Consider the following 24,669-nt stretch of genomic DNA (forward strand, 5'->3'; position numbering starts at 1 on the left):
ATTTAACTTTCAGGGAAATTTATAGTAAAAATAGTTCCTTTTGGAGTATTTGGAGAGTGTTTTATAGTTCCTTTATGACTATTTATTATTCCATGAACAACACTTAGCCCCAGTCCTGATCCATCTCCTGTAGGTTTAGTTGTAAAAAAAGGCTCATATACTTTGTCTTCAATCCCTTCAGGAATTCCAGACCCTTCATCGATAATCTCTATTTGAACTCCAGAATTAACCCTTTTAATAATAATATCGATTGTACTCTCTTCCGGAGAAGCATAAATAGCATTCATTATAAGATTAAATAATACCTGAGTGAGTTGAATCTCATCTGCACCAACTTCTATTTCTGAAGGTTCAATAACAAGTGTGCGTTGGATATTTTTATTTTTAAAAGATGGCTTTAATAAATTTAAAACATTCTCAACAATAGGTTTTAAAGCTACTTTCTCCATTTGCTGAGGAACTTCACAAGCAAAAAACATAAGCTTCTTTACTATTTCTCGAGAGAAAATAGCACTCTCTTTAATCCTTCCTAAATCCTGCAAATGCTGTTCATTCTTTATCTCATCTTCCAAAAGCTCCGTAAAACCTAATATATTAGTAAGCGGTGTATTTAATTCATGGGCTATTCCTGCTGTAATTTCACCCAAAATATTCAACCGATCGGTACGCTCCATCTGCTTTTTCATGAGGGTTTCACTATCCCTTATCTGTTTCCTTTCAAGGAGATTTCCTATTTCAAGACTTATATTATTAAGGAGTTGCTTCTCTTCTTCTAAAAAATCTTGCTCAGAAAATTTTTCAGAAGGATACCCTATTACAATTTCTCCTTCAACTTCATTAAAAACCTTTATTGTTGCTTTAAGATAAACAGCATTTTTAACGGAATCGCCTTCTTTCAAGAAATGATCGGCAGTTTTAATCCAAACAAAGCTATCATTTTCATATTGAACAGCACGCTTTAAACAATGCGTAATTGCCTGTAGAGAGATCTCTAACTGGCTATAATCACAATTTACTATAATGGAAGTTACCTCATATAAACATGTGAGTTCCTTTATCCTCTCCCGTAATTTATCTTCAACTGTATTCATAAGAATATATGGTAATTAGCATGTTTTAAAATTCATCATTTAACATTACAAACAATGAATCTATCCTAAATATAGTTATTGAATTATTCCTAAAAAATGTATTCCAATAATAAACAATTATTAATTTATCGCCTATAAAAAAACTACTTATAAAGTATTTTTATACTTTTGAAAGTACTAAATACTAACTATTTTACGCAATTATTATGAAATCAAACCTATTTATGGGTGCTTTCAAAGCATTCACAGTCGCTTCTGCGGCATTATTAATGTCCTGCCAAAGTGGTGGAGACAAATTTGGAGGATTAGCACTCTATACCCTTAGAGATGATATGGGAAAAAATACAGAAGCTACGTTAGATTCTGTTGCCAAAGCTGGTTATAAAAACATTGAAGCCGCTGGATATAGCGATGGAAAGTTTTATAACATGACTCCTGAAGACTTTAAAAACCTTTTAGATGAAAAAGGACTTAAAGGAATTAGTACACACCAAGGAAGTGCTACATTAGACAACATCGATGAAGAAATTGCTGCAGTAAAGGCTGCTGGCTTTACCTATTTCGTTATTCCAGTTCCTCCAATGGGACATTTTAAATATGATGAAAAAACGAAGACACTGGGAATGGATCCAGACTTAGATTTCATGATTAATTTCTTAAATACTGTTGGAAAAAAATGTGCTGATGCAGGATTGCAACTCCTTTACCATAATCATGATTTCGAATTTAAGAAGGATGTAAATGGAATCGTTCCTATTGAATATTTCTTAGAAAAAACGGATCCTAAATACGTTAATTTCCAAATGGATTTATATTGGGTTACCAAAGCGGGAGCAGATCCTCTTTCTTATTTCGAAAAGTATCCTGGGCGTTTTAAATTATGGCATGTAAAAGACATGAGTAAAGACGGTAAATTTGCTCCTGTAGGTGAAGGAACAATTGATTTTCAAAGAATTTGGGAGAAAAGAGACCTTTCTGGGATGAAATATTATATGGTAGAACAAGACCAGACTTTTCATCACACACCACTTGAAGCTATTAAAGTAAGCCATGAAGGACTTAAAACATTTGGTTTTAAATAGTCCTTTTTAATGTCTTTTAATTAACAATCGGCTATCTAAAAGATTTTCTAATCTGTATTTTTATTCAAGATTAGTCTCTATAAACTTTTAGATAGCCGATCATTAATTTTTTATTTTTTACAAACCCAAGAACTTACTCTGAATAACTATAGAAACTACTAATAAAAAAAACTCTCCGTTTGCTACGCTTACTCTCATTTATACAGCATTAATATTTGGACAAATAGTCTTCCTCGGAATTGCCTTCTATAATATTCAAAGTATAAAAATTGATATTTCAGATACTAGCGATCCCTTTTTATACATAGTTCCTAGTGTAGGAATACTTGCTATTTTCTTATCTAACTTAACATATAATAGGTTAATTCTCAGGATAGACAACAAAGATCTTCCCTTTCAGCAAAAGTTTGGAAATTATCAATCTGCTTGTATAGCGAGGTATGCTTGGGTTGAAGCAGCTACTTTATTTGCCATCGTTAGCTATTTTATATCACTAAACTTTGTTTTTCTAATCTTTGCTACCATTCTAATTTTATATTTTATAACACTAAAACCTAATAAAAATAAAATAATAGCAGCATTAAAATTAAATCCCACAGACCAATCACTACTATAATCATACTATTTGACTCAATCAGATCCGATTATATTATAACATATACTCTAGTTGACTAACATTAAGAGCCAAAAAATGAGCCAAAAAAAATTTTATTTCTTATCTCTCTATTTACAATTTCATACGTCCTATTTTTACAATCTACGGAAGTTGCTTTAATAATTTAAGTTATATTTATAGAAAATAACTCATACATTATGGCGTATATAATAAATATTCTTATTGCAATCATTGCATTACTACACTGCTATATCATGTGGTTTGAAATGTTTGCTTGGGAAACTAAAGGAAGAAAAGTATTTAAAAGCTTTCCCAATGATTTATTCCCAAGAACAAAAGCTATGGCTGCTAACCAAGGACTTTATAATGGTTTTTTAGCTGCAGGACTTATTTGGACATTCTTTATTAATAATGCTGAATGGAGAGTTAATATTGCTTTGTTTTTTTTAGCTTGTGTTGCTATTGCTGGGATCTACGGTGCTCTTACTGCGAGTAAAAAAATATTATTCGTACAAACAGTGCCAGCAGTAATTAATATTATTCTATTACTAGCTAAATCCTATTTTTAAATAGGAAGAATATAAATCCACACTGAATTAAAAAGGCTAAAAAGGATATCCAAAAGCAAAATTCAAGATAGGGTCTTTTAAATCAAAATTGTAGCGATCTTCATAAGGTTTATGAATTGGAGCTGCAAAATCAAAACGAATTACAAAGCTCTGAATATCAACACGCAGTCCTGCTCCCACACCCACTCCAAGCTCTTTCATAAAACCAGATGAGAATTCTCCTCCTGGAATTGCATCATTTGTATTAAGTAACCACACATTTCCTGCATCTGCAAACAATGCTCCCTTTAAAAAAGAAACAATAGGAAAGCGATATTCCAAATTTGCTTCCAGTCGGATATCTCCAGTTTGATCTAAATAAGAACTACTTTCTTCATCTGTTAATTGGTAAGTACCAGGCCCCAAAGATCTAATTCTAAAAGCCCTTACACTAAAAGGACCCCCAGAATAATACTGCTTAGAATAAGGCAAACTAACAGAGTTACCGTATGCATAACCAATCCCCCCGAATAAACGAGCCACCAAAGCTTGCTCATTTCCTAAGGAATATCGATATCTAAAATCTACATCTGTTTTTGCAAATTGAGCATATTCTAACCCTAATACCTTTTTTACGCCATCTTCATTTGGTTCTCCACTAATTAAATCTAAAATATTACCTGCTATCTCAAAATTAGCAGCAAAGTAAATAGGGTTCTTCTTTTCAGTATCTGAAGTCTCATTATAAATAAAACTATAGGTAAGTCCTGCAATAAATTTTTGCTCAAAGCTATTCGCCAAGAACTCGTTATCAGCTAAAAGTTCATCAAACTCTTCAGAAGTATTAGACAAGCTACTGTAATTAAAACTTATTGGAGACAATTCATGATAAACATATTTATTGGCATTCCATGTATACCCAAAAGATGTTAGCAGTGATGTAGAAGTATATAAATCTTGTCTATCAAGGTATTCTATCCCCGCACTAATTTTTGTTTTTGGAACTTCATATCTAAATCCTAAATCAATTTTAAATGGAAATAAAATCCTCGGAAAAATCAAATCGCCTTTTAATCCCAGCTGTGTACTTGTAGCTCCAGTATTATCATCTCCTCCCCCAATTTGTTTCTCATAACCTAACTTTGCAGAGACATTAAAGATTTCTCCTCCATTAAAAAAATTCCTGTTAGTATAGGTTAGTGCTAAAGCGGGACCAACGTAGTTATTAGACTTTGAATTGGCTTGTATTTCTGCCCTTACCGATTGCTTATTCATAGGAGATAGATAGATTTTTGCATCTAAAAGCCCTATAGAATCTCCCTCTTGAAAGGGTTTTGTTTTATCAAAACGTATCGTTGTATACTTATAGGTTCCTATTTTTGACAATCGGTTACTAGTAAACTTAGACCACTTAGGATTATAATATTGTCCTTTTTTAAATAAAATAAAAGGGGCTAAACGCTTTGCCTTAAAAAAATCGGTGCTTTGAATATAATCAATACCATTATAACTAATTGTATCTTTGGGAACACTATCGTTTTCTATTGAATAGTCTGAATACACAGAAATCGAATTCAATTTATAAGGAATCTTAGATTTTTCTGGAGTCTCTGTTTTTAATCGCAGGAAAAGATCATATTTTTTTTCTTCATATTGATTGGTATCCGCCTCAAAAATTAAAAAGTCTTCATTAAAATTATAATAACCACGTGCTTTTAAATAATCATCAATACGAGACCTTTCTTCTTTAAAACTCGCTAGATCGAAACGCGTATCATTATCTAAGAAAGTTTCTGATAATGACTTCTGAATAGAGTCGTATATTTTTAAACTGTCTTTATCAAGTTCATATGTTTCTAGTCGGTATGGCTCTCCTAAAGTAACCTCATAATGGGTATTAGCAGTTTTCTTTTTTTTATTTACTGAAGAAGTAATTGTATTTTTAAAAAACCCTCGATTCTCTAATCGGTTATTTATAAGATCTTCCGTTTTAGTAACATCTACATCAGATAAATATACAGGCTCCTCACCTATTTTCTTATTTAAGAATTTGTTTATAAAGCCTGGCTTTTCTCGTTGTGCTTTATAATGTGTTAATAGTCCCCATCGAACTCCAAATAATTTAGAATTTGGCTCAGGACGGAGTAAACCATCCAATTCGTCCTCAATAGTCCCAAGATCTTTAATTTTGTTTTCGGTAGTAACATCAATATCTCCACCCGTATATAAAACCTCATTCTCAGGAATAAACCGTTTTACATTACATGCAGTTAGGCATATAAAGGAAATCAATAAGAAAAGTATCTTTTTATATTTTACAAATGAATTCTTCAACTATTCTTCTTTTAGCTCTTGTTTTTTTAACTTCTTTTCTTTGGCTACTTCTTCTCGGACTTTACGCTCCCAAAGTTCTTTAAACTTATTGAATTCTTTATTAAAAATAATTGAAATCCCGGTAACTATAAGCTCCCCATCAATAATACTTTCAAATTTATTTTTTCGATATCCCCTTAAACGATAACGTCCATCTTCAGTTACCAAATACTCAATCCCCACATTCCCAATGGCAGGAGCATTTCCATCTGAAGTCTGACTACTTCCTTGAATATCTACCTCGCTACCAACCTGAACAATGACACGATCATCAAACAAACTTTTACTAGCATTTATATCTAATTCCGTTCTTTCCTGTGGAGAAGCCGATTGGTAGTCTGTATAACTATCCAATCCGAAATCTAACTGCACACCTGTATCTCCCAAAATCTTGTCTGAGAAAGTATTTAATTGATCTGAAAGTACATCGTTAACATTGTCCCTGGCTATAGAAGCAGGGCCTCCTGCACTACCATCACTTCCTGAGGTTGGAAAAAACCGATTCATTACTAATAAGGAGAAAACTTGCTTATTAAGCTCCTCTTCTTGCTCATTTAATTGCTGAACAGCGCTATATATATTTCCGCTAGCAGCGCTTTGCTCATCTTCTGGCATATCTAACTGAAAAGCTAACTCTGGTTCCAAAAGCTCTCCATCTATATTTAAATAAACCAAAAACGGATATTTCTGTCGGTATGTATTTATAATATCATTACTAGAATTAGAAGTCTGAGTTGCCATAAGCGCAGAAGCCGATGTTTCTACATTATATATCGCCTTTATATCTAATGATGCATCCAAGGGGTCTCCATTCCAAGTAATCTTGCTCCCTTTAGAGATATCGAACTTTCTTTTTACAATGTTGTATAAGCTAGCCTCATAATGTCCATTATCAACTTCATATTGACCAGAAAGAGTAGTCCTTCCGTTCGTTTCCATTTTGAAATTAAACTCTCCTGTACCAGAAACCTCTAAATTATCTCCAGAACGTTCATTGATAACAATTCGGAAAACAGAATTTTTATCTACTGAAATTAAAGCATCAATATCAAAATTTTCAAACATAGAAGGCGCCGTTGTTTGCTCTTCTCTTCGAGTTAAAATATCATTTTCATTTTTTCTATTCACAAATAAAACAACTCCTTCTCTTTCGTTTATATCTAACTCTGACTCAGGAACAATTACCGTAAATTTAGAATCTTCTTTGATTTTTAGTTTCCCATTTATTCGAGGCACTTCTAAATCTCCTTTTATGGTGATATCTGTGTTTAAACTTACATTCCCATAAAATAAATCGTTGTCTTCTCTTGTAGAGTTTAATACTTTAAAATTATCTGCTTTTAAAGTTAAATCGAAGGCAGGATTTGCAATATCTTCTGTTGAAATCTTTCCGTCTAAAACAAATACGTTTTTATCTTCATCTTGAATAGATAGCTTATTTAAAGTAAACCCATTATTATCAAAAGAGAGCTCTTCTTGATCGATACTAAAATTAGAGTTTAACTGATTTACTAGCATCTCTACACCGTCAAAATTTAATTTTCCACTATAAATAGGATTGGCTGTAGTTCCTGTTAGTTTAGCTTTTCCGCTGATACTTCCCTTTGTATTTGTAATTTCTTCACCTGAAAAACCTTCAATAGCTTTCATTTTTAATCCATTCAGAAGCAAGTCTAAATCTAATTTAGAATCTTCGCCCTCTGCAATATAACTCCCTGTTAAATCTAAATCTATATTTCCTTCTTTTAGAGCAAGTGCAAACTCATAATCACTATAATTTTGTGAAGAAGCATTGATTGATAAATTTCCTAAAGGCACTTTTAAAGCCTCTAAATTTGTAACCTTAAGATCTGCCTGTATTCCTGCATTATTAAAAGGATCTTCAATATTAAGAACTCCCTTTGCAACACCTTTTGCAATTGGCTCATCTGGATTTAAAAAACTTAAAATGGTATTGAGTTTGAAGTTATCAAACGAAACTCCCACTATATCTTTTTCTTCTGAAGTTGTAGATTTTATTAATGCTATTTCCTGACCGTTATTACTAAAAACGAAGTCTTTAATTGCAATAAAATTAGGAGCATATAAAATCTCATTACTATTAGGAATATCCCATTTTTTTCTATTTAAAATAAGCGTACTCGGATCGATATGATATTGAATTGTATCTCCTTTAAAAAGAACTTCAGAATTAACTTGTACTAAATCTTCTGTTTCAGCTTTACTATTAAAATCTAATAACAGTATCTTAGCTTTTAGAGTTCCTTTAAGCGTTGTTTTATCTATGGAAATTGAATTAGATTCAATTCCACTCCACCCTAAATTAAAAACTAAATCTTCCTCCTTACCATCTAAATATAGATGCAAGCTATCTATTACATTACTATTATAATTTACATATGGCGCATTGATATCTGCATTGATTGTTTTCTGAGCTTCATTAAAATCTACAACTATTGCTACAGAATCCATTTCTTCTAAACTAGGGAAATAAACCTCGCTTAAAGCTGGTGTTTGCCTTAATAACACTTTCATCTTCATAGTTGTATTCGTTGTCTTTTTAGATACAATGCTATCATTTAAAGTTACATTTGGATTCGCTTCCCAATAACTAGATAATTGTGTTTCTAACGCCTGAGCTAATACATTTGGAGTTGTATTCGCTTCTAAATCTGCTTCCAACATATTACTCTTAATCTTTAAGAGCGTGCTATTCCCTTTTAGTGCTGCATTAAAATTAAAAGCATCTATGTTATAAGATTTATTACGATAAATTGCTATTCCTTCTGTTATACTTCCGTCGAGAATAAAATTAGAAAAATCACCCTCGTAATCAGCTTTCAGCTTAAAGCCTGTACGAACATCGCTTTTTGTAATCCCCAGCTTATAAAGATCTGCTCCATTAAGATCAAGAAAAACACTAAACTTAGAGTTCAGCGAATCTAAAATCATATGGGTATCCATATTGAAGTCTAAATTATCATCTTTAAAAGCTATTGTTACATCTCCAGTTCCGTTCTTAATATTACCATTTAATTTAAGCTTTGAGAAATCATAATTAGCATACGCTAACGAATCAAATTCCGAAGTTAATTTGGCATTCAAAGTATTTATACTATTCCCACTTCCTGAAGTTTTCACCCTAAAAGAAAGGGCTCCAATTTCATCATTCTTAAGAATTTTTCCTAGATGTAGTTGATCGACATTCAAGTCTGCATCAAAAGCAATTTTCTGCTCATCGCTATATTTACCGTTCAGTTTTACAATACCATCGGAAGTTTTTAATACCGCCTTAGTATTTATATTATTGAGACCACCATTTAAACTTCCTACTAAATTCAGGGAATCTGGAATAGAAATACCCAAAGAATCTTCACTTATAAAGCTAGCCAAAGCCTGCTTTTGCATTTTTATATTAAAATCTGGTATGTATAGTTTAAGACTATCTGCATTAGTTGGAGATTTGATGCTTCCATTTAACTCTATTTTTGCTTGTTTCCCCCAATTTAAAGAAGTGTTTTTTAAATGTAAACTATCTAATGTCCCCGTAAGAGTTAAAGCTCCTTTTATATTATTTGATGTTAAAGAATCTATATATTTATTCTCCGCTAAGTCAGGCTGAAAATAATAAGCGTCTTTTATATTGATATTAAAATTAGGAAGTCTAATATCCATAACGGAAGCTTCAAAATTATTTATAAAATCTTCAACGGAAGAAAACTTCATCGCAGCAGATCCTGTGAGGTCACTATTCCCTGTAACAACATGGAGTGAGTTAATCCCTAGAGACTTATCATCAATACTCAATTCGAAATTCAAATCTTTAAGGTGAAATATTCCATGCTCTAAAAAAGACAATTCATTTAAAACAACAGCTGCTTTTCCTGGTTGATAAGTAATATTCTCCGAAGCAAAATTAAGTTGCTTTAACTCTAAATTACTAGCATTAAAACCATTGGGAACAATTGTATCTGTGGGTGTTATAAAAGTTAGCTCACTATCTTGAATTTCAATATTGTTGGTTGTTATTTTCCAATCTGGCCAATTAAATTCGGTTGGAGAAGAACTAGAAATAGTATCTGTTACACTGATAAATTTACTAGCATCATTATAGGTGAATTTTGTCTTCTCAAGAATAAATTCGTCCACAACAATTTCTTGAGAATTAAGATCTAACTTAGGAAGTTCTAAAGACAAAGCCTCTAAATTAACAGCCATCGTTGTATTATCTTCAATGACATTATAATACGCTTCTACGTTTTTAAAATCTACATTATCAAACCTAATAAAAGGCATTGTAGCTGTAGATGTGGTATCTGTATCTTCTTCAAAAGGTATTCCTTGTGTGTAATTTATAGTACCATCATTAAATTCAAAGTCAGAAACCTCAAATCTCATTTTGTCCAAATCAAAAACATCAACATCTAATAATAACTCTCCTAATTTAGTTTCTAAATCTATTCCCGTTAATTGGTCATTATAGCGAAGATTGATAGCTTCTAATTTAATTTTCCCCAAGCTAATCTTCATAGATCCTGAGGTTGTGTCTACTTGGGTAGTATCTGCGGAAGCAAAAGCATCTACAATATAATCGAAATTAAACCTCCCTAGAGTATCGCGCTCAATATTAGCTTTTAAACCTGACCAGTCTACTAAATTAAGATCTATTTCCGTTCCTTGAATTAATGGCAGTAAAGAGGTAGAAAGCTCTAGTTTTTCGGAGTATACCAAAGTATCTCCTTTTTCATCTTCTATATAAAAACCATTTAAAGATGCATTCCCCGAGAACGTTATAAAAAGCTTTTCTATTTTTACTTCTGTACCAATTTTGTTAGACAGAAAATTAACCGCCTTCCCTACAATTAAATTCTGTCCCCAAGGGCTTCTAATTACCAATACGAGCACAAAGAATAAAAGCAATAGAATTGCAACTATTCTCAGTGCAATTCTAAGGAAACGTGATTTTATAAATTTCTGTTTTTGCGGCATAGATATTCCTCATATAATTGAGGTTTAAAAACAAAGATACGTTGTAGTATGTAGAATAATTATAAAAGTATTTTAAAATAACATCTTTAAATTAGCGCTTATAATCTAAGAATGCCATCTAGTATTTTAAATTATTACTATAAATACAAGACGACATCCGCTTTTACTATTCTAAAATTAATATAATAGAGATCAACGCATATTTAAGATTATAAACTCAGATCTTCTATTTAAATCATGTTCTTCTTCTGTACATTGGACTCCATTACTACATCCATTTAACAACCTAGATTCACCGTAACCAATAGCACTTTCTATACGTGAAGCGTCTATTCCTTGAGAAACGATATAATCTCTAGTTGATTTTGCTCGTTTATCTGAAAGTTGCATATTGTAAGCGTCTCTACCTCTAGAATCTGTATGTGATTCTATTTTAATAACCATATTAGGATACTCATTCATAATATTAACAACCTTATCTAATTCTATTGTTGCTTTAGAAGTAATATCCCATTTATCAAAATCAAAATAAATAAGTCCAATCTTAATTTTTAAGTTCCCTCCTTCTTCTACAATCAAGTTATGCTTAATTTCTAAAGGTACTTCATTAACAAAGCTATTTTCTTTGGTCGTCAAAAATAATACTTCATCTCCTGTATAATCGTCTTTAGAAACGGTTACTTTATAATTCTCCTCACAAATAAGTGGTGTTTCAAAACTATATAAACCAGCTGCATCAGAAAGAGTACTATCTAATACCTTATCATTTAAATACAATTTGACAACAGCATTAGCTTCTGGCATGCCATCCTCTTTATTAGTAATAGTTCCTCTTACCAACTGATCACATTTCTGAATTCTTTGAAAAGAATAAATATCATCATCTCCAGCACCTCCAGGTCTATTTGAAGACACATAACCACGTTGTGTATTTTCGTCTACTATGTATGCAAAATCATCTAGATTACTGTTTAAAGGACGTCCTAAATTTGTAGGCTTAGAAAAATTATTTCCTTCAATTTTAGCTTCAAAAACATCAAGACCTCCGTATCCTAAAAGTCCATCCGTGGCAAAGTAAATTTTAGTATCGGTTACAAAAGGAAACATTTCTCTTCCGCTAGTATTAATCTGTGACCCGAGATTTCTAGGTGTTGAAAAGGTTCCATCAGAAAGAATATCTACGACAAAAATATCTGAACCTCCAAGAGTTCCAGGCATATCAGATGTGAAATATAATTTTTTACCATCTGGACTAATACAAGGATGCCCAACTGAATATTCATCACTACTAAAAGGCAACTCTTCTATTTCCTTCCAATTGTTATTTTTTGAAACTGCTCGGTAGATTTTTAAGTTATTTGTTCCTTGAGCATCTCTCTTAAGTCCATCTTTCAGGTAATTATTTCTGGTAAAATAAATCGTATCGAAGCCTCTAGTAAAAGCTGCACCAGCTTCATGATACTTACTATTTATAGATTTTGAAAACGATTTTACATTGGTTAAATCTGTTCCTCCAACCATGGTATCAGCAATAAAAAGGTTTAAAAACGGTTGATCATTCCAATGATATTTTCTTGTAGTAACAACACTAGAATCTCTTGTGGAAGCAAAAACCACATGATTACCATAAAATACAGCTCCAAAGTCTGACAAGGAAGAATTTGATGAAAGATGTGTTACATAAAATTCAGGTTGTAAATTTCTTAAAGCATCGATCCGTTTATCGTTATCTTCTAATTGCTCTACATCGAATGTAGAATCGTTAAGCTTCTCAGTATATATTTTCATAACTCCTTTTGCAAGCAGGTAATCTCCAGTTCCCTCGAGGGATTGGATGTATCTAAATGCATAAACTGGCTCTAGTTCATTTTCATATTTAGAAAATAACTCCCCATACCATTTAGCTGCATTTTCCATATCGGAATTAAAAAAATAAGAATCTCCTAAGCGCATTAAAGTCTCTTTAGAAGTGTCTCCATGCTTTACTGCACTTTCATATTGCAGCGCTGCTTTTTTGTACCACAATCGGTCAAAATTCTTATCAGAAGCTCTATTTTTGGTTTGTGCATATGAAACTACACTAACCAAAGTAAAAAACACTATATATATATTCTTCATGTACTTCATATCTAAAAGAATCTCGGTGATTTTAATTTTTCTTTATCTGATTTAAATTCAAAGCGAACAAAAACTTCATGAGTTCCAGAGCTATAGTTTTTTAAGTTTGTAGTTGTCATATCATACGAATATCCTAAACCAATAGCGTCTGTTATTTGAAGTCCTAGAAGTCCGCTAAACGAATCTCCCCAACGGTATGCAGCTCCTAAACTAAACCTTTCATAAAATAAGAAATTAGCTGAAAAATCTGCAATTACTGGAGCAGCAGGAACATATTTAACCATGAATGCAGGTTTGAATTTCACATTATGGCTAAGGTCGAAAATACGCCCTCCAATAAAATAATAATGCATTCTTTCTGCTCCAATCTCTTCTTCAACATCATCATAATGATCTTCAGAAAAGAAATTCGGAATTGATAATCCTAAATATCCTTTTGAAGTATGGTAATAGATTCCAGCTCCAATAGTTGGGTAAAACTTATTGATATCCCCTTGAAAAGCTATATCAGGATTTTGATAAATTCCTTTGCTAAAATCAGCATCAAAGAAACGTCCTCCCGCCTTTAATCCAAATGATAAACGTTCATCTTGGTTGTTTAAACGAACGGTATACGAAAAATTAGCATCGATATATAATTCGTTTGTTGGACCTAAGGCATCATTTACAATATTAAGTCCTAAACCAACATTTTTTCCAACAGGAGTATCTATTCCAAAAACCTGTGTTTCTGGAGAACCTTCTAACCCTACCCATTGCGATCTGTACAAACCAATAATAGACATATGTCCACGAGAACCTGTATAACCAGGGTTAACACTCATCGTATTATACATATATTGTGTGTATTGTGGATACTGTTGGGCAAAAGAAATCCCGCTACAGATAAAAGCGACCACAAATACTATATTTTTAAAATTACTTTTCATTCTAATGCTTCTTTTTATGTTTGGCATTGATACGTTCATTTTATCTGTTAAGGTATAACCATCCTGATTTAGGTTCAGATCCATCTTTAAGATCTAATACATAATAATAAGTTCCTATAGGCAATACTTTGTCGGTAGATTTACCGTCTGTTGTACCATCCCACTCATTATTATATCCATCTTCAGCATGAACTAAACTTCCCCAACGGTTGTAAACTTCCAGCCTATTATTTGGATACTGACTAATACAATCAATATAGAAGTAATCGTTTGTACCGTCTCCATTTGGAGAAAATTCATTGTAAATAGTTAAACAATTTGGTGTAACAGTTGCTTCTGCTGTATCGTTCCCTGGATTTATATCCAACTGATCTAAATAAGCTAAGGAAACCACATTTACATAATCGTTAACATCTAAAACAGTAGCTGTGATCTCTAATGTAGCATTTGCATTTCCTGCTAAAGAAGTTATTGTCCAAATTCCTGTACGCTCGTCATAAGTACCCGAAGAGGCTATTGCATTCACAAAATTATATCCGCTAGGTAATACATCTTCAATACCAATATTAGTAGCTTCAGTTGCACTTAAATTTGTTACTGTCATGGTAAATACAACATCGTTTCCTATAGTAGGTTGCGTATCATTTACAGTTTTTTCTAATCCTAGATCTACACTCAATGCACTTACAATTACACTTGCTTCGTCATCATCTTCAATCCCATCATTTAAATCATCTTCTGTTTCATCTGTGTTCGGATCACTATCAGGATCTTCAGTATCACTTGCTGTAATTAGCGCCCAATTTGTAAAATCTTCAATATTTCCTGTAGGCTCATTTACCGTTACATTTATACTTAACACTTCAGTATTTCCATCAATAAGCTTCGTATTCAATTTCCAAATACCTGTAGTTTCGTTATAAGTTCCCGCTGTTGCAAAAGAGCTTACATATGTAAATCCTGCAGGTAATACATCTGTTACTTCCACGCCACTAGCATCACTTTCTCCATTATTTGTCACCTGAATTACAAACTGTATTTGCTCTCCAACATTCGGCATAGCATTATCAACTTCTTTAGTTAATGATAAATCTGCTAATCCGATAGCGAATGGACTTACAGACGATTGATCATCTTCTGACTCAACTCCATTGTTTGGAGTAGAATCTGGATCGTAAGTATCTAATGCTATTAATTCCGCTGTATTTGTATAACGTCCACTTCCTAAAACTTGAGCCACGATGGTTAGCGTTTGAATATCTTTATTTGGCATCACTCCGATATCCCAACCTCCTGTAGCTTGATCATAAGTTCCAGTTGATGGCGTAGAACTAACATAGCTATATCCAGAAGGCAATAAATCTTTAACTACAACGCCCGTAGCGGTACTTGGACCATCATTAAGTACATTAATGGTAAAAGTAATCTCATCTCCAACAGATGGTTCTGTAGAGCTTACTTCTTTTAATACGCTAATGTCTGTAGTTACTCGTGCTAAAATTTGCGCTTGATCTTGGTCATTTTCATCAGGATCATTATTCCCAGGAGTAGAATTAATATCCTCTTCATTAGCTGCACTTACTTCTGCAATATTTAAGTATTCTCCTTCTAAAACCTCAACAGTAATAGTAAGAATTGTTTCACTACCGCTAGCAAGGTCTCCAACACTCCATATTCCTGTTGTATTATCATATAATCCATTGCTATTATCAGAAACGTATAAATATCCATCTGGAAGCAGATCTAACACTTCTATTCCGGTTGCATTGCTAGGCCCAGCATTTTCGAGTGTAATAGTAAACACTATTTCCTCTCCTGTACTTGGCACCAATTTACTTACCGTTTTAGTTAGAGCAAGATCTATTTGCGGTATTGGAGTAACTAATACCTCAGCATAATCATCTTCTGTAACAACTCCATTATTTGGAGTAGAATCTGGATCTTTATTTGCAGAAGCTGTAATTTCTGCAGTATTTAGATATTCGTCTGTTACTGCTGAAGAAGGATTTACACCTGCGATAATCGTCAAAGTTTCTGAATCTCCGCTAAGTAATAATCCGTTTAATGTCCATATTCCTGTTGATGAATCATAAGAACCATTACTTGAAGAACTTGTTTCATAAGTAAATCCAGCAGGTAAAATATCTGTCACTTCAATGCCTCTAGCAACCCCAGGACCATCATTTGATAGTGTAATTCCAAATTGAATCAACTCTCCGACTTTAGGGGTTGCATTCCCTACCGTTTTTGTAAGGGATAAATCTGCGGCTACAACAGGTGTAACATCCACAGTTGAAATATCATCTGGACCAATTCCATCGTTTGGAGTAGAATCTGGGTCATTTGTATCCGAAGCAATAAGTTCCGCTGTATTAGTATAATTTCCTGCTGCTCTAACTCTCGCTTCCATTGTCATTGTAGCAGTTGCCCCATTTGCAAGGTCTCCAATATTCCATACGCCCGTAGTCTCATCATAAGTACCGTTGGAAGTTGTTGCTTCCACATAACCTAATCCAGATGGTAATACATCTTCTACAATAATCCCAGTAGCATCACTAATATAAGTTCCGTTATTAGGATTGTTATAAACTGATACCGTAAAGGTTATTACCTCTCCAATACTAGGCGTTTCATTATCAACTATTTTTTCTACTTCTATATCTGAAGGAGTACGAGGTATAATTTGCTTTTCAGCATAATCATCTTCTGAATCGATTCCGTTATTTGGAGTAGAATCTATATCATTCTGATCGGCAGCTGTTACTTCAGTAGTATTTATATAAGTTCCTGAAGTATTTACCGTAACATTCAACTTTAAGAAAACAGTTTCATCTACGCCTAGGGCTGAAACATTCCATATTCCAGTTCCTTCATCATAGCTACCAGTTCCTGAATAAGAAACAAATGTAACTCCTGATGGAAGCATATCTGTTACTTCAATATTAGTAGCCTCATTTGGCCCATCATTGGTTAATATTAATGTATAATAAATTCTTTCTCCAACATTAGGAAGCAATTTACTCACCTGTTTATCTAAATTAAGGTCTATTAACAAGTTAGGGGTTACTATAGCTGTATCATAATCATCTCCCGCTCCATCATTTGGTGTAGAAGTAGGATCCACTTGATCGGAAGCTGTTACTTCTGCCTCATTTAAATAAGCGCCAGAAGAGTTTACACGAGCTACTAATTCTAATGTTTCTTGTGCTCCAACAGGTATTTCTGTGCTTAAACTCCACAATCCTGTAGTTTCATCATAACTTCCTTCTGAAGCTATCGCACCAACAAATGTATATCCATCAGGTAATAAATCTGTAACCGTTACTCCTGTAGCGCTTGATGGTCCGTTATTGGTTAATACAAGTTCAAAATTCACTAATTTTCCAACATCCTGAGTTGGGTTATTCACTGATTTATTCAATGTTAGATCAGCTTCGAAAACTGGAGTAACTATTACTGTATCGTAATCGTCTTCTGCTGGATCGTTATTTGAAGGTGTAGAATCAAAATCCAACTGATCTTGTCCTGTTACCTGTGCTGTATTTACATAAGACCCTGTTTGTTCTACAGTAGCAGTAATCGTTAAAGTCTCTGTAGTTCCCATTGGTAAATCCCCAACACTCCATGCTCCAGAATTAGGCACATAATTACCAACAGTTACAGTATGACTAATATATGCAAAGCCTGGCTGATTTAATTTATCGGTTACAATTACTCCTGTTGCATCTTGAGGTCCATCGTTTGTAACATCAATAGTAAAAGTTATATTATCTCCAACAGAAGGAGTTAAATTATCTACTGTTTTTTCTACTGAAAGATCTACTTGCGTAGGATTAGGAGTTACTTGCAATTCATCATAATCATCTTCAGAATCATCACCGTTATTTGGTGTAGAATCAACATCATCTTCATTTACACTAAACACTTCTGCACTATTGAAATAGTCTTCTAATGGAATTGGTTGTGTATCATCATACAATAAAACTTTTGCTGTAATTTCTATCGCTGATGTAGCTCCAGCTGCTGCTAAAGAGCCTACTGTCCAAATTCCAGTAGCTTCATCATAATTACCTCCACTATTATCTGATACATATTCTAATCCATCTGCTAATAAATCTTTAACAGTTACATCTGTAGCCTCACTTAAACCATCATTGGTAACCGTTACAGTAAATATTACTTCATCTCCAATATTTGGAGTCGAATTATTAACTGTTTTAGTCAATGAAAGGTCTATGGAAGGAATTGGTGTTACTTCTACTTCTGCTTCATCATCATCTGCAATACCATCTCCTAAATCATCAACATCAAAACTAACAGAAACATCAGAATCAGAATCTGGATTAGCCGACGCTATAATCTCTGCTCGATTTAAATAATCTCCAGTTGATAAAACAGTTGCTCTAATTTGTAAATTATCTACTTCTCCAACACCTAACGGACTCGCTAAAGCCCAATCTCCTGTATTTTGATCATAAGTTCCTTCCGTAGCAGTAAAACTAACAAACGCATATCCAGTAGGCAATAAGTCATTTATAACAACCCCTGATGTGCTATTTGGGCCTTCATTGGTTACCGTAATTGAGAAAGTTACATCTTCACCAACAACTTGCTCCGATAAATCTACTGTTTTTGTAAGGTTTAAATCTGAAACCAATGTAGCACTTAAATCAACTTCATCTTGATCATCTTCACTCGGAATATTATTATCTGGAGAAGAATCTACATCAGTCTCATTAACTTCTAAGAGTTCTGCTATATTGGTATAATCTCCTGCAACATTATTGTTCACTGTAGTTGTGATTGTTAATGTTTCTGATGCACCTGCTGCAAGATTTCCAACATCCCAATCACCTGGAGGGCCAACGGTATAAGTCCCTACTGATTCTGTATGAGAAACATATGTTAGATTAGTTCCCATACGATCTTCAACTTTAACTCCCGTAGCATTTCCTGGTCCATTATTTGCAACAGTAATTGTAAATACAACGGTACTACCATTTACCACCGTTTGAACATCTGACACTTTAGTTACTTCAATATCAACTAAATTTTGTGGAACTGTATTCGCTATGGCCTGATCATCTTCATTTACTATATTATTATTTGGTGTAGAATCTGGATCATACTGATCGCTTGCAGTAACTTGAGCTGTATTTGTATAGGCTAGTATGGATCCATCACCTTCTATAACCGTTGCTGTATAAGTTAATGAAACAGTATTTCCATTAGCAATGGATAAATTATTCCATGTTGCAGTATTCCCACTAGCAAAACCACCATTATTTACAGTTTGTAATGTATATCCAGATGGAAGAATGTCTACTACATTAACGCCTGTAGCATCATTAGGACCATCATTTGTTACCTCTACAGTAAATGTTACTACATCACTTAATACTGGAGTTAGATCATTCACCACTTTTGTAAGACTTAAATCTGCAACTTCTGGAGTAACTACTGCATTATCTTCATCATCTTCACTCTGGTCACCATCATCATTATCAGGAGTACTATCACTATCCGCTTGATCCATTTCTGTAATCTGCGCGATATTTAAATACTCATCTGTTGTTCCTTCTGGCGCTTGAACTTCAGCGGTAAAAGAAGATGTTAAAGATGCTCCAGCAGGAATGCTAAAGCCTGTCCATCTAATTGTATTTCCTATTTTTAATCCGCTATTATTTATGGTTATAATTTTATATCCACTTGGAACATAATCTTCTACTGTAATATTTGTAGCATCTGTAGTTGTACTTTCATTTGTTACCGTTAAAGTAAAGACAACTATCTCTCCTACATTTGGAGTAGTGTTATCTACTGTTTTTGATAATGAAAGGTCTGTATAAGAGATTGGAACTGTAAGTGATGCTTCATCATCATCTGCAATTCCATCATTTAAATCATCCTCATCAAATCCTGTCTCTGGATCACTATCTGGATCCTCATTACTTGAAGCAGTAATTTGAGCTATATTTGTATAATCTGTTCCTGTACTATTTGGAATTGCTTTATAAAGTAAGCTGCTTGTAAAACCACTATTTAAAGAGATATCATCCCAAACAATAGTATTATCTCCAGCATTATAAACTCCATTATTGGAAGCACTTCCGCTAACAAAAGTATATCCGCTAGGAATTGAATCTAGCACAGAGATATTAGAAGCACTTCCTGGTCCGTTATTCACTAAATTTAAACGAAAAGTTACTTCTTCACCTACATTAGCTTCTGTTTTATTTGCTGATTTTGTAAGTTCCAAATCCGCAGGTTCTACTACAACTAATGCAGTTGCTTCATCATCATCTGCAACTCCATCATTTAAGTCATCTACTGAAAAACCTGTGTCTGGATCACTATCTGGATCTTTTTGATCTGAAGCAGAAATTAAAACCTTATTTTCATAATCTCCAGTTTTATTAACTGTAGCTTCAAATGTTAAGTCCATTGTTTCTCCTAAACCAATAGAAAGACCTTCCCATCTTACTACCGAGTTTCCTGAGTAATAGATTCCTCCATCAGAAATAGAATTATTTACAATAGTATATCCATCAGGAAGAAGATCACTAACAGCTACATTTGTAGCATCTGATGTTCCTGTAACATCATTATTAAATACCTCTATCGTGAAAGTAATTACATCTCCTGGCGATACAATTTCTGGAGTTACACTTTTAGAACTCGCTGTTTTTGATATTTCTAAATCTGCACTTCCAATAACTTCTATCTTAACGAAATCTGTAGCGTCTTCACAAGAACCATTAGTAATAGTCCAAACAAAAACATACGTACCTTTCGATATATCATTAACAGAAGTAGATGGATTATTAGCATTTGTAAAGATTGCATCCGTAGGCCCGCTAATTTGCGTCCATGTACCTTCTCCTACGGTTGGTGTATTTCCTGCTAAAACTAAAGGTGTAAACTCTGCTATTGTTTGATTAGGACCAGCTTCTGCTTCTGTAGGGCTTCCGTAAACAGTAACTAAAACTGTATCACTATCTGTACAGCCTCCTTTTTCTGTAGTCCACATAAATTCATAATCCCCACTTACAAGTCCTAAAACATTTGTGTTCGGATTATTAACATCAGCAATATTCGGTGTATTTGGACCACTAACTAACGACCATGTACCTACAGTTAAATCTCCATCTGGAAAATCTTCTGCATCTAAAGTAACTGGTGTTGTTGTAGCTGGAGCTATTAAACATATTTCTTGATCTACTCCTGCATCTGCCACATATGGTGGTTCATCTGTAAAAGTAATAGCTACAGTATCTTCTGTTGGTGCACAACTTGTATCTGTTCCGAAAGGACCTGTAGAAACTGTCCATTTTAATGTATAAGTCCCTAAAGCAGTAATATTAGATATTGTTGTAGTTGGTGAATTTGGACTATCAATAATAGCATCTCCATTGGAAGGATCTACATCAAATGTCCATTCTCCCACTCCTGCTGTTGGAGCTGTTGCAGCCATTTGCGCTGATAAAACACATGCATTATCTTGGTTAGGACCTGCTTCCGCTTGAGATGGTGGCTGAAGAACAGTTAATCGAAGAACATCCGATTCTGTTGTACAATTCCCAACACTAAAATTCCATTCTAAAATATAAAACCCAGGAACATCTAATCCTGTAATTGTTGTAGTTGCTGAACTAGGATCTGTAATTGTTGCACTTCCGCCATCAGGCTGATCTGCAATTCTCCATTCGGGAGTTACTCCAGATGGTGGTGTATTTCCACTTAAAGAATATGTATTTGTTGGCACTAAATCCGCTTGACAAACAACGGCATCATCGCCCGCTATTGGTTGATATTCTGGAAGTCCGCTATTAGTAATTGTCACCTGATCTGTAGTAATACATCCTGGTGTGTCTGTAGTAAATTCAAATACATAATCTACTCCAGGAACGATTTCTACGTTTGCTATATTGCTATTATTTGGAATTTGAGAAATAACAGCATCTGCCCCTGTTGAAGATATTTGAGACCATGTTCCAGTAGAACCTTCTTCCGCCTCTAGTAATACACTAGTTGCATTACATAAGCTTTGATCGGATCCTGCATTTGCTGGAGTTCCTATACGAACTTCAACATCATCCGTACTTGCATCACAATTAGGGTCTCCTTTTATAGACCAAGTAAATGTATAAATACCTGTAAGAAGTCCAGTTACTGTTGTATTAGGGTCATTAGGATCTGTAATTGTTGGAGTTACTCCAGAAGATGAAGTACTTGTCCAAGTTCCCGTTTCTGTATCTGCATCGAAATCATTAGCAGCTAATGTGATTGAATTACCTCCATTACAAACTGTTTGATCAGGACCAGCAACGGCTGTTGTAGGTGGTAATCCTACATTTATAGTTACTTGATCTGAAGCTGTCGAACATTCCCCAGCGGATACCGTCCATTCAAAAACATAAGATCCTGAATATGTAAAATTAATATCTGTTGTTGGACTCGTTTCATCAACAATGGTAAATCCTCCAGGTCCAATAACTTGTGTCCACATTCCAGTGGCACTTGTTGCTTGAGCAGCCATAGTAAAAGTATCTGAACACCCTGTCTGATCTGGCCCAGCATCTGCCTCCGATTCTGTATCAACTACAATTAAAACATCGTCTGAAGTTATTTCGCAAGAATTTGGAGAATCAATGGACCACGTGAATGTATAAGAACCATCTCCTGGAACAGTTACAGATGTTGTAGGATCATTTACGTCCGAAATAACAGGACCTGCGGGAGTAACCGTCCAAGTTCCTGTTTCTAATAATTTTGGTGAATTCCCTTCTAAAGAAAATTCCGTTGTGCCTTCTGCATAACATCTATCCTCTCCAGCTTCTGCTGGTGTAGGAGCTTCAGAATCAGAAGTTATTATTGCAACTTGGTCTACACTGGTTGTTGTACAGCTTCCACTTTCGCTAGTTATTAACCACTGAATAGTATAGGTTTGATTTTTTTCATCAAAACCAGTTGCCTTTGTATTTGGATCATTTTCATCTTCGAAAGCTACTGTCATCGGAGCTCCATCATTTACTTGTGACCATGTTCCTTTTTGACCATCTTTCGGCTCATTACCTGCTAAAAACACACTTCCATCTGCACATATTCCAGATTGATCTGGACCAGCATCAGAATCATCTGTTAGGACATCATCAGAAACTACCACTAACACATCTGATTGTGTATTTTCTTCTGAAACACAAGCACCTCCTATTGCAGTAACCATATATCTAAATACATAATTACCAGGAACCAATCCTGATACTCCTGTTACCCTTGCATATGGGTTGTCTATACTTGCTTGATTAGGTCCCGTAATTTGTGTCCACAAAGATTTTCCAGATTCTATTTCGTTTCCTGTAAGCTCTGTGGTTGTATTTCCACATTCTAAGACTTGATTCGTTCCCCCATTCGCTGGAGTCGGAGATTTAGAAATCGTTATATTAATACTAGTACTAGAAATATCACATTCTGATAAAATATCTCCCGTAATCTTTCTTCTTAAAACTACATTATAAGTTCCAGATCTGTCAAAAGTTAGTGTTAATGGAGATTCATCTGAAAAAGTTTGATAATCTGTAGGATAAGTAAAAGCTCCAATTGGTCCGCTTACAATACTATATTCATTAACACCACTTCCTGTTACTACAAATGGAATATCTATACTCTCTTCTCCACATGCACCAATAATATCTGCTCCTCCATTTGCTTCAATTGATAAATTATTATCATTATAACTTACTGTAACAGTTCTTGATGTTGAACACCCAGTATCTTCATTAATAATTGAATATCTAAACTTATAAGTATTATCGTAAGACAAACCACTAACAATGGTAGTCGGACTATATGGATCAGATATTGCAGCAGATGGACCACTTGTTTGTGTCCACTCTACTGTTTCTCCCGCAAATTCTGGCTGATTCCCAACCAAAGTCGTTTGTGTAACTCCTTGATCACAAAACACTTGATCTCCATTGGTTACAGAAGCTTTCGTAACGTCTTGAGTCGCTTTTTGCACTGTTATCTCTACTGTATCTGAACCCGTTACACAAGGACCACTTACTGTCCACCTAAAAACATAAGTCCCTTCATATAAACCATTAACTTCAGTGTCATTATCATTAGGACTAACAATATTAGGTTGTCTGGGACCACTTACAAAGCTCCATGTTCCTTGCTGGCCTCCTAGCCCATTTCCAGCAAAACTACCATCCAAATTAGTAGATTGCGAGACTGTATAGCAGCTATTAAGATTTTGATCCTCACCAGCATCAACAGGATCAACACCGCCATAATTGGTAATCGTTATTTCATCATAAGTTTCACAATATAATCCAGGGGCATACTCTGGACCAGTTATTGTCCATCTTAGCGTGGTAGTTCCCGCATTCCCCTCAGATAAATCAATCGTAGAATTACTAGAACTAGGTGTATTAATTGTAACTCCAGCACTATTACTACCTACAATGCTCCATGTACCAACTTCTCCTGTATAAGAAGGTGTGTTACCAGATATTAAAACACTCCCAGAGCTATCTGGACAAGTTTCAATATCGCTACCAGCATCTGCTATCGTAATATTTTCTACAGTTATAGTAACATCTTGAGATACAGTAACCCCATCGCTACATTGTCCTGTATATTGAAATGTATACTCATTTCCTCCAACAAGTCCAGTAATCTCGGTTTCTGCATTTTCACTATCAACAATTGTTACTGATGGCCCTCCTGTTTGTGTCCAAACTGCTTGAGGACTACCTGGAAAATTTCCGGCAAAAGAACCAGAAAGATTATAGGTAGTAACATCACCACAAATGGTTTCATCGATTCCTGCATTAACACTACAATCCTGAGCACTTGCAGTAAATACACACAAAACAATGAAAAATAAAACACATAATTCGTTTTTAAATTTAAAAC

The 24,669-nt window shown here is 34.2% G+C and carries 8 protein-coding genes; 2 read left to right on the forward strand and 6 right to left on the reverse strand.

Features of this window, described 5'->3' with window-relative positions:
- Positions 1-2: 2 nt before the first annotated feature.
- On the reverse strand, positions 3-1,091 hold the full coding sequence (locus tag JM658_RS12910; protein WP_236959691.1) for a sensor histidine kinase: 1,089 nt from the start codon (positions 1,089-1,091) through the stop codon (positions 3-5).
- Positions 1,092-1,297: 206 nt separating this feature from the next.
- On the opposite strand from JM658_RS12910, the gene JM658_RS12915 reads away from it, so the two are divergent.
- A complete protein-coding gene (locus JM658_RS12915) occupies positions 1,298-2,173 on the forward strand; it encodes a sugar phosphate isomerase/epimerase family protein (protein WP_394800484.1) in 876 nt (291 codons plus the stop codon).
- Between the two features lie 813 nt (positions 2,174-2,986).
- A complete protein-coding gene (locus JM658_RS12920; protein WP_236959692.1) occupies positions 2,987-3,358 on the forward strand; it encodes a DUF1304 domain-containing protein in 372 nt (123 codons plus the stop codon).
- A 36-nt stretch (positions 3,359-3,394) separates the two neighbouring features.
- On the opposite strand, the gene tamL is transcribed toward JM658_RS12920, so the two are convergent.
- The 5 genes from tamL to JM658_RS12945 all read right to left on the reverse strand — a co-directional run bounded on the left by tamL (position 3,395) and on the right by JM658_RS12945 (position 24,625).
- Positions 3,395-5,671, reverse strand: coding sequence for a translocation and assembly module lipoprotein TamL (tamL, locus tag JM658_RS12925; RefSeq protein ID WP_236959693.1), 2,277 nt, complete (start codon positions 5,669-5,671; stop codon positions 3,395-3,397).
- A complete protein-coding gene (locus tag JM658_RS12930; protein WP_236959694.1) occupies positions 5,672-10,699 on the reverse strand; it encodes a translocation/assembly module TamB domain-containing protein in 5,028 nt (1,675 codons plus the stop codon).
- A 192-nt stretch (positions 10,700-10,891) separates the two neighbouring features.
- Complete coding sequence (locus JM658_RS12935) at positions 10,892-12,817, reverse strand: OmpA family protein (protein WP_236959695.1); 1,926 nt, start codon at positions 12,815-12,817, stop codon at positions 10,892-10,894.
- 11 nt (positions 12,818-12,828) lie between these two features.
- Positions 12,829-13,746: a PorP/SprF family type IX secretion system membrane protein gene (locus tag JM658_RS12940; RefSeq protein ID WP_236959754.1), complete on the reverse strand. Its 918-nt coding sequence runs from the start codon at positions 13,744-13,746 to the stop codon at positions 12,829-12,831.
- Positions 13,747-13,786: 40 nt separating this feature from the next.
- On the reverse strand, positions 13,787-24,625 hold the full coding sequence (locus tag JM658_RS12945) for a PKD domain-containing protein (RefSeq protein WP_236959696.1): 10,839 nt from the start codon (positions 24,623-24,625) through the stop codon (positions 13,787-13,789).
- Positions 24,626-24,669: the final 44 nt, after the last annotated feature.

Source organism: Joostella atrarenae, from assembly GCF_021764745.1.
Classification (GTDB): domain Bacteria; phylum Bacteroidota; class Bacteroidia; order Flavobacteriales; family Flavobacteriaceae; genus Galbibacter; species Galbibacter atrarenae.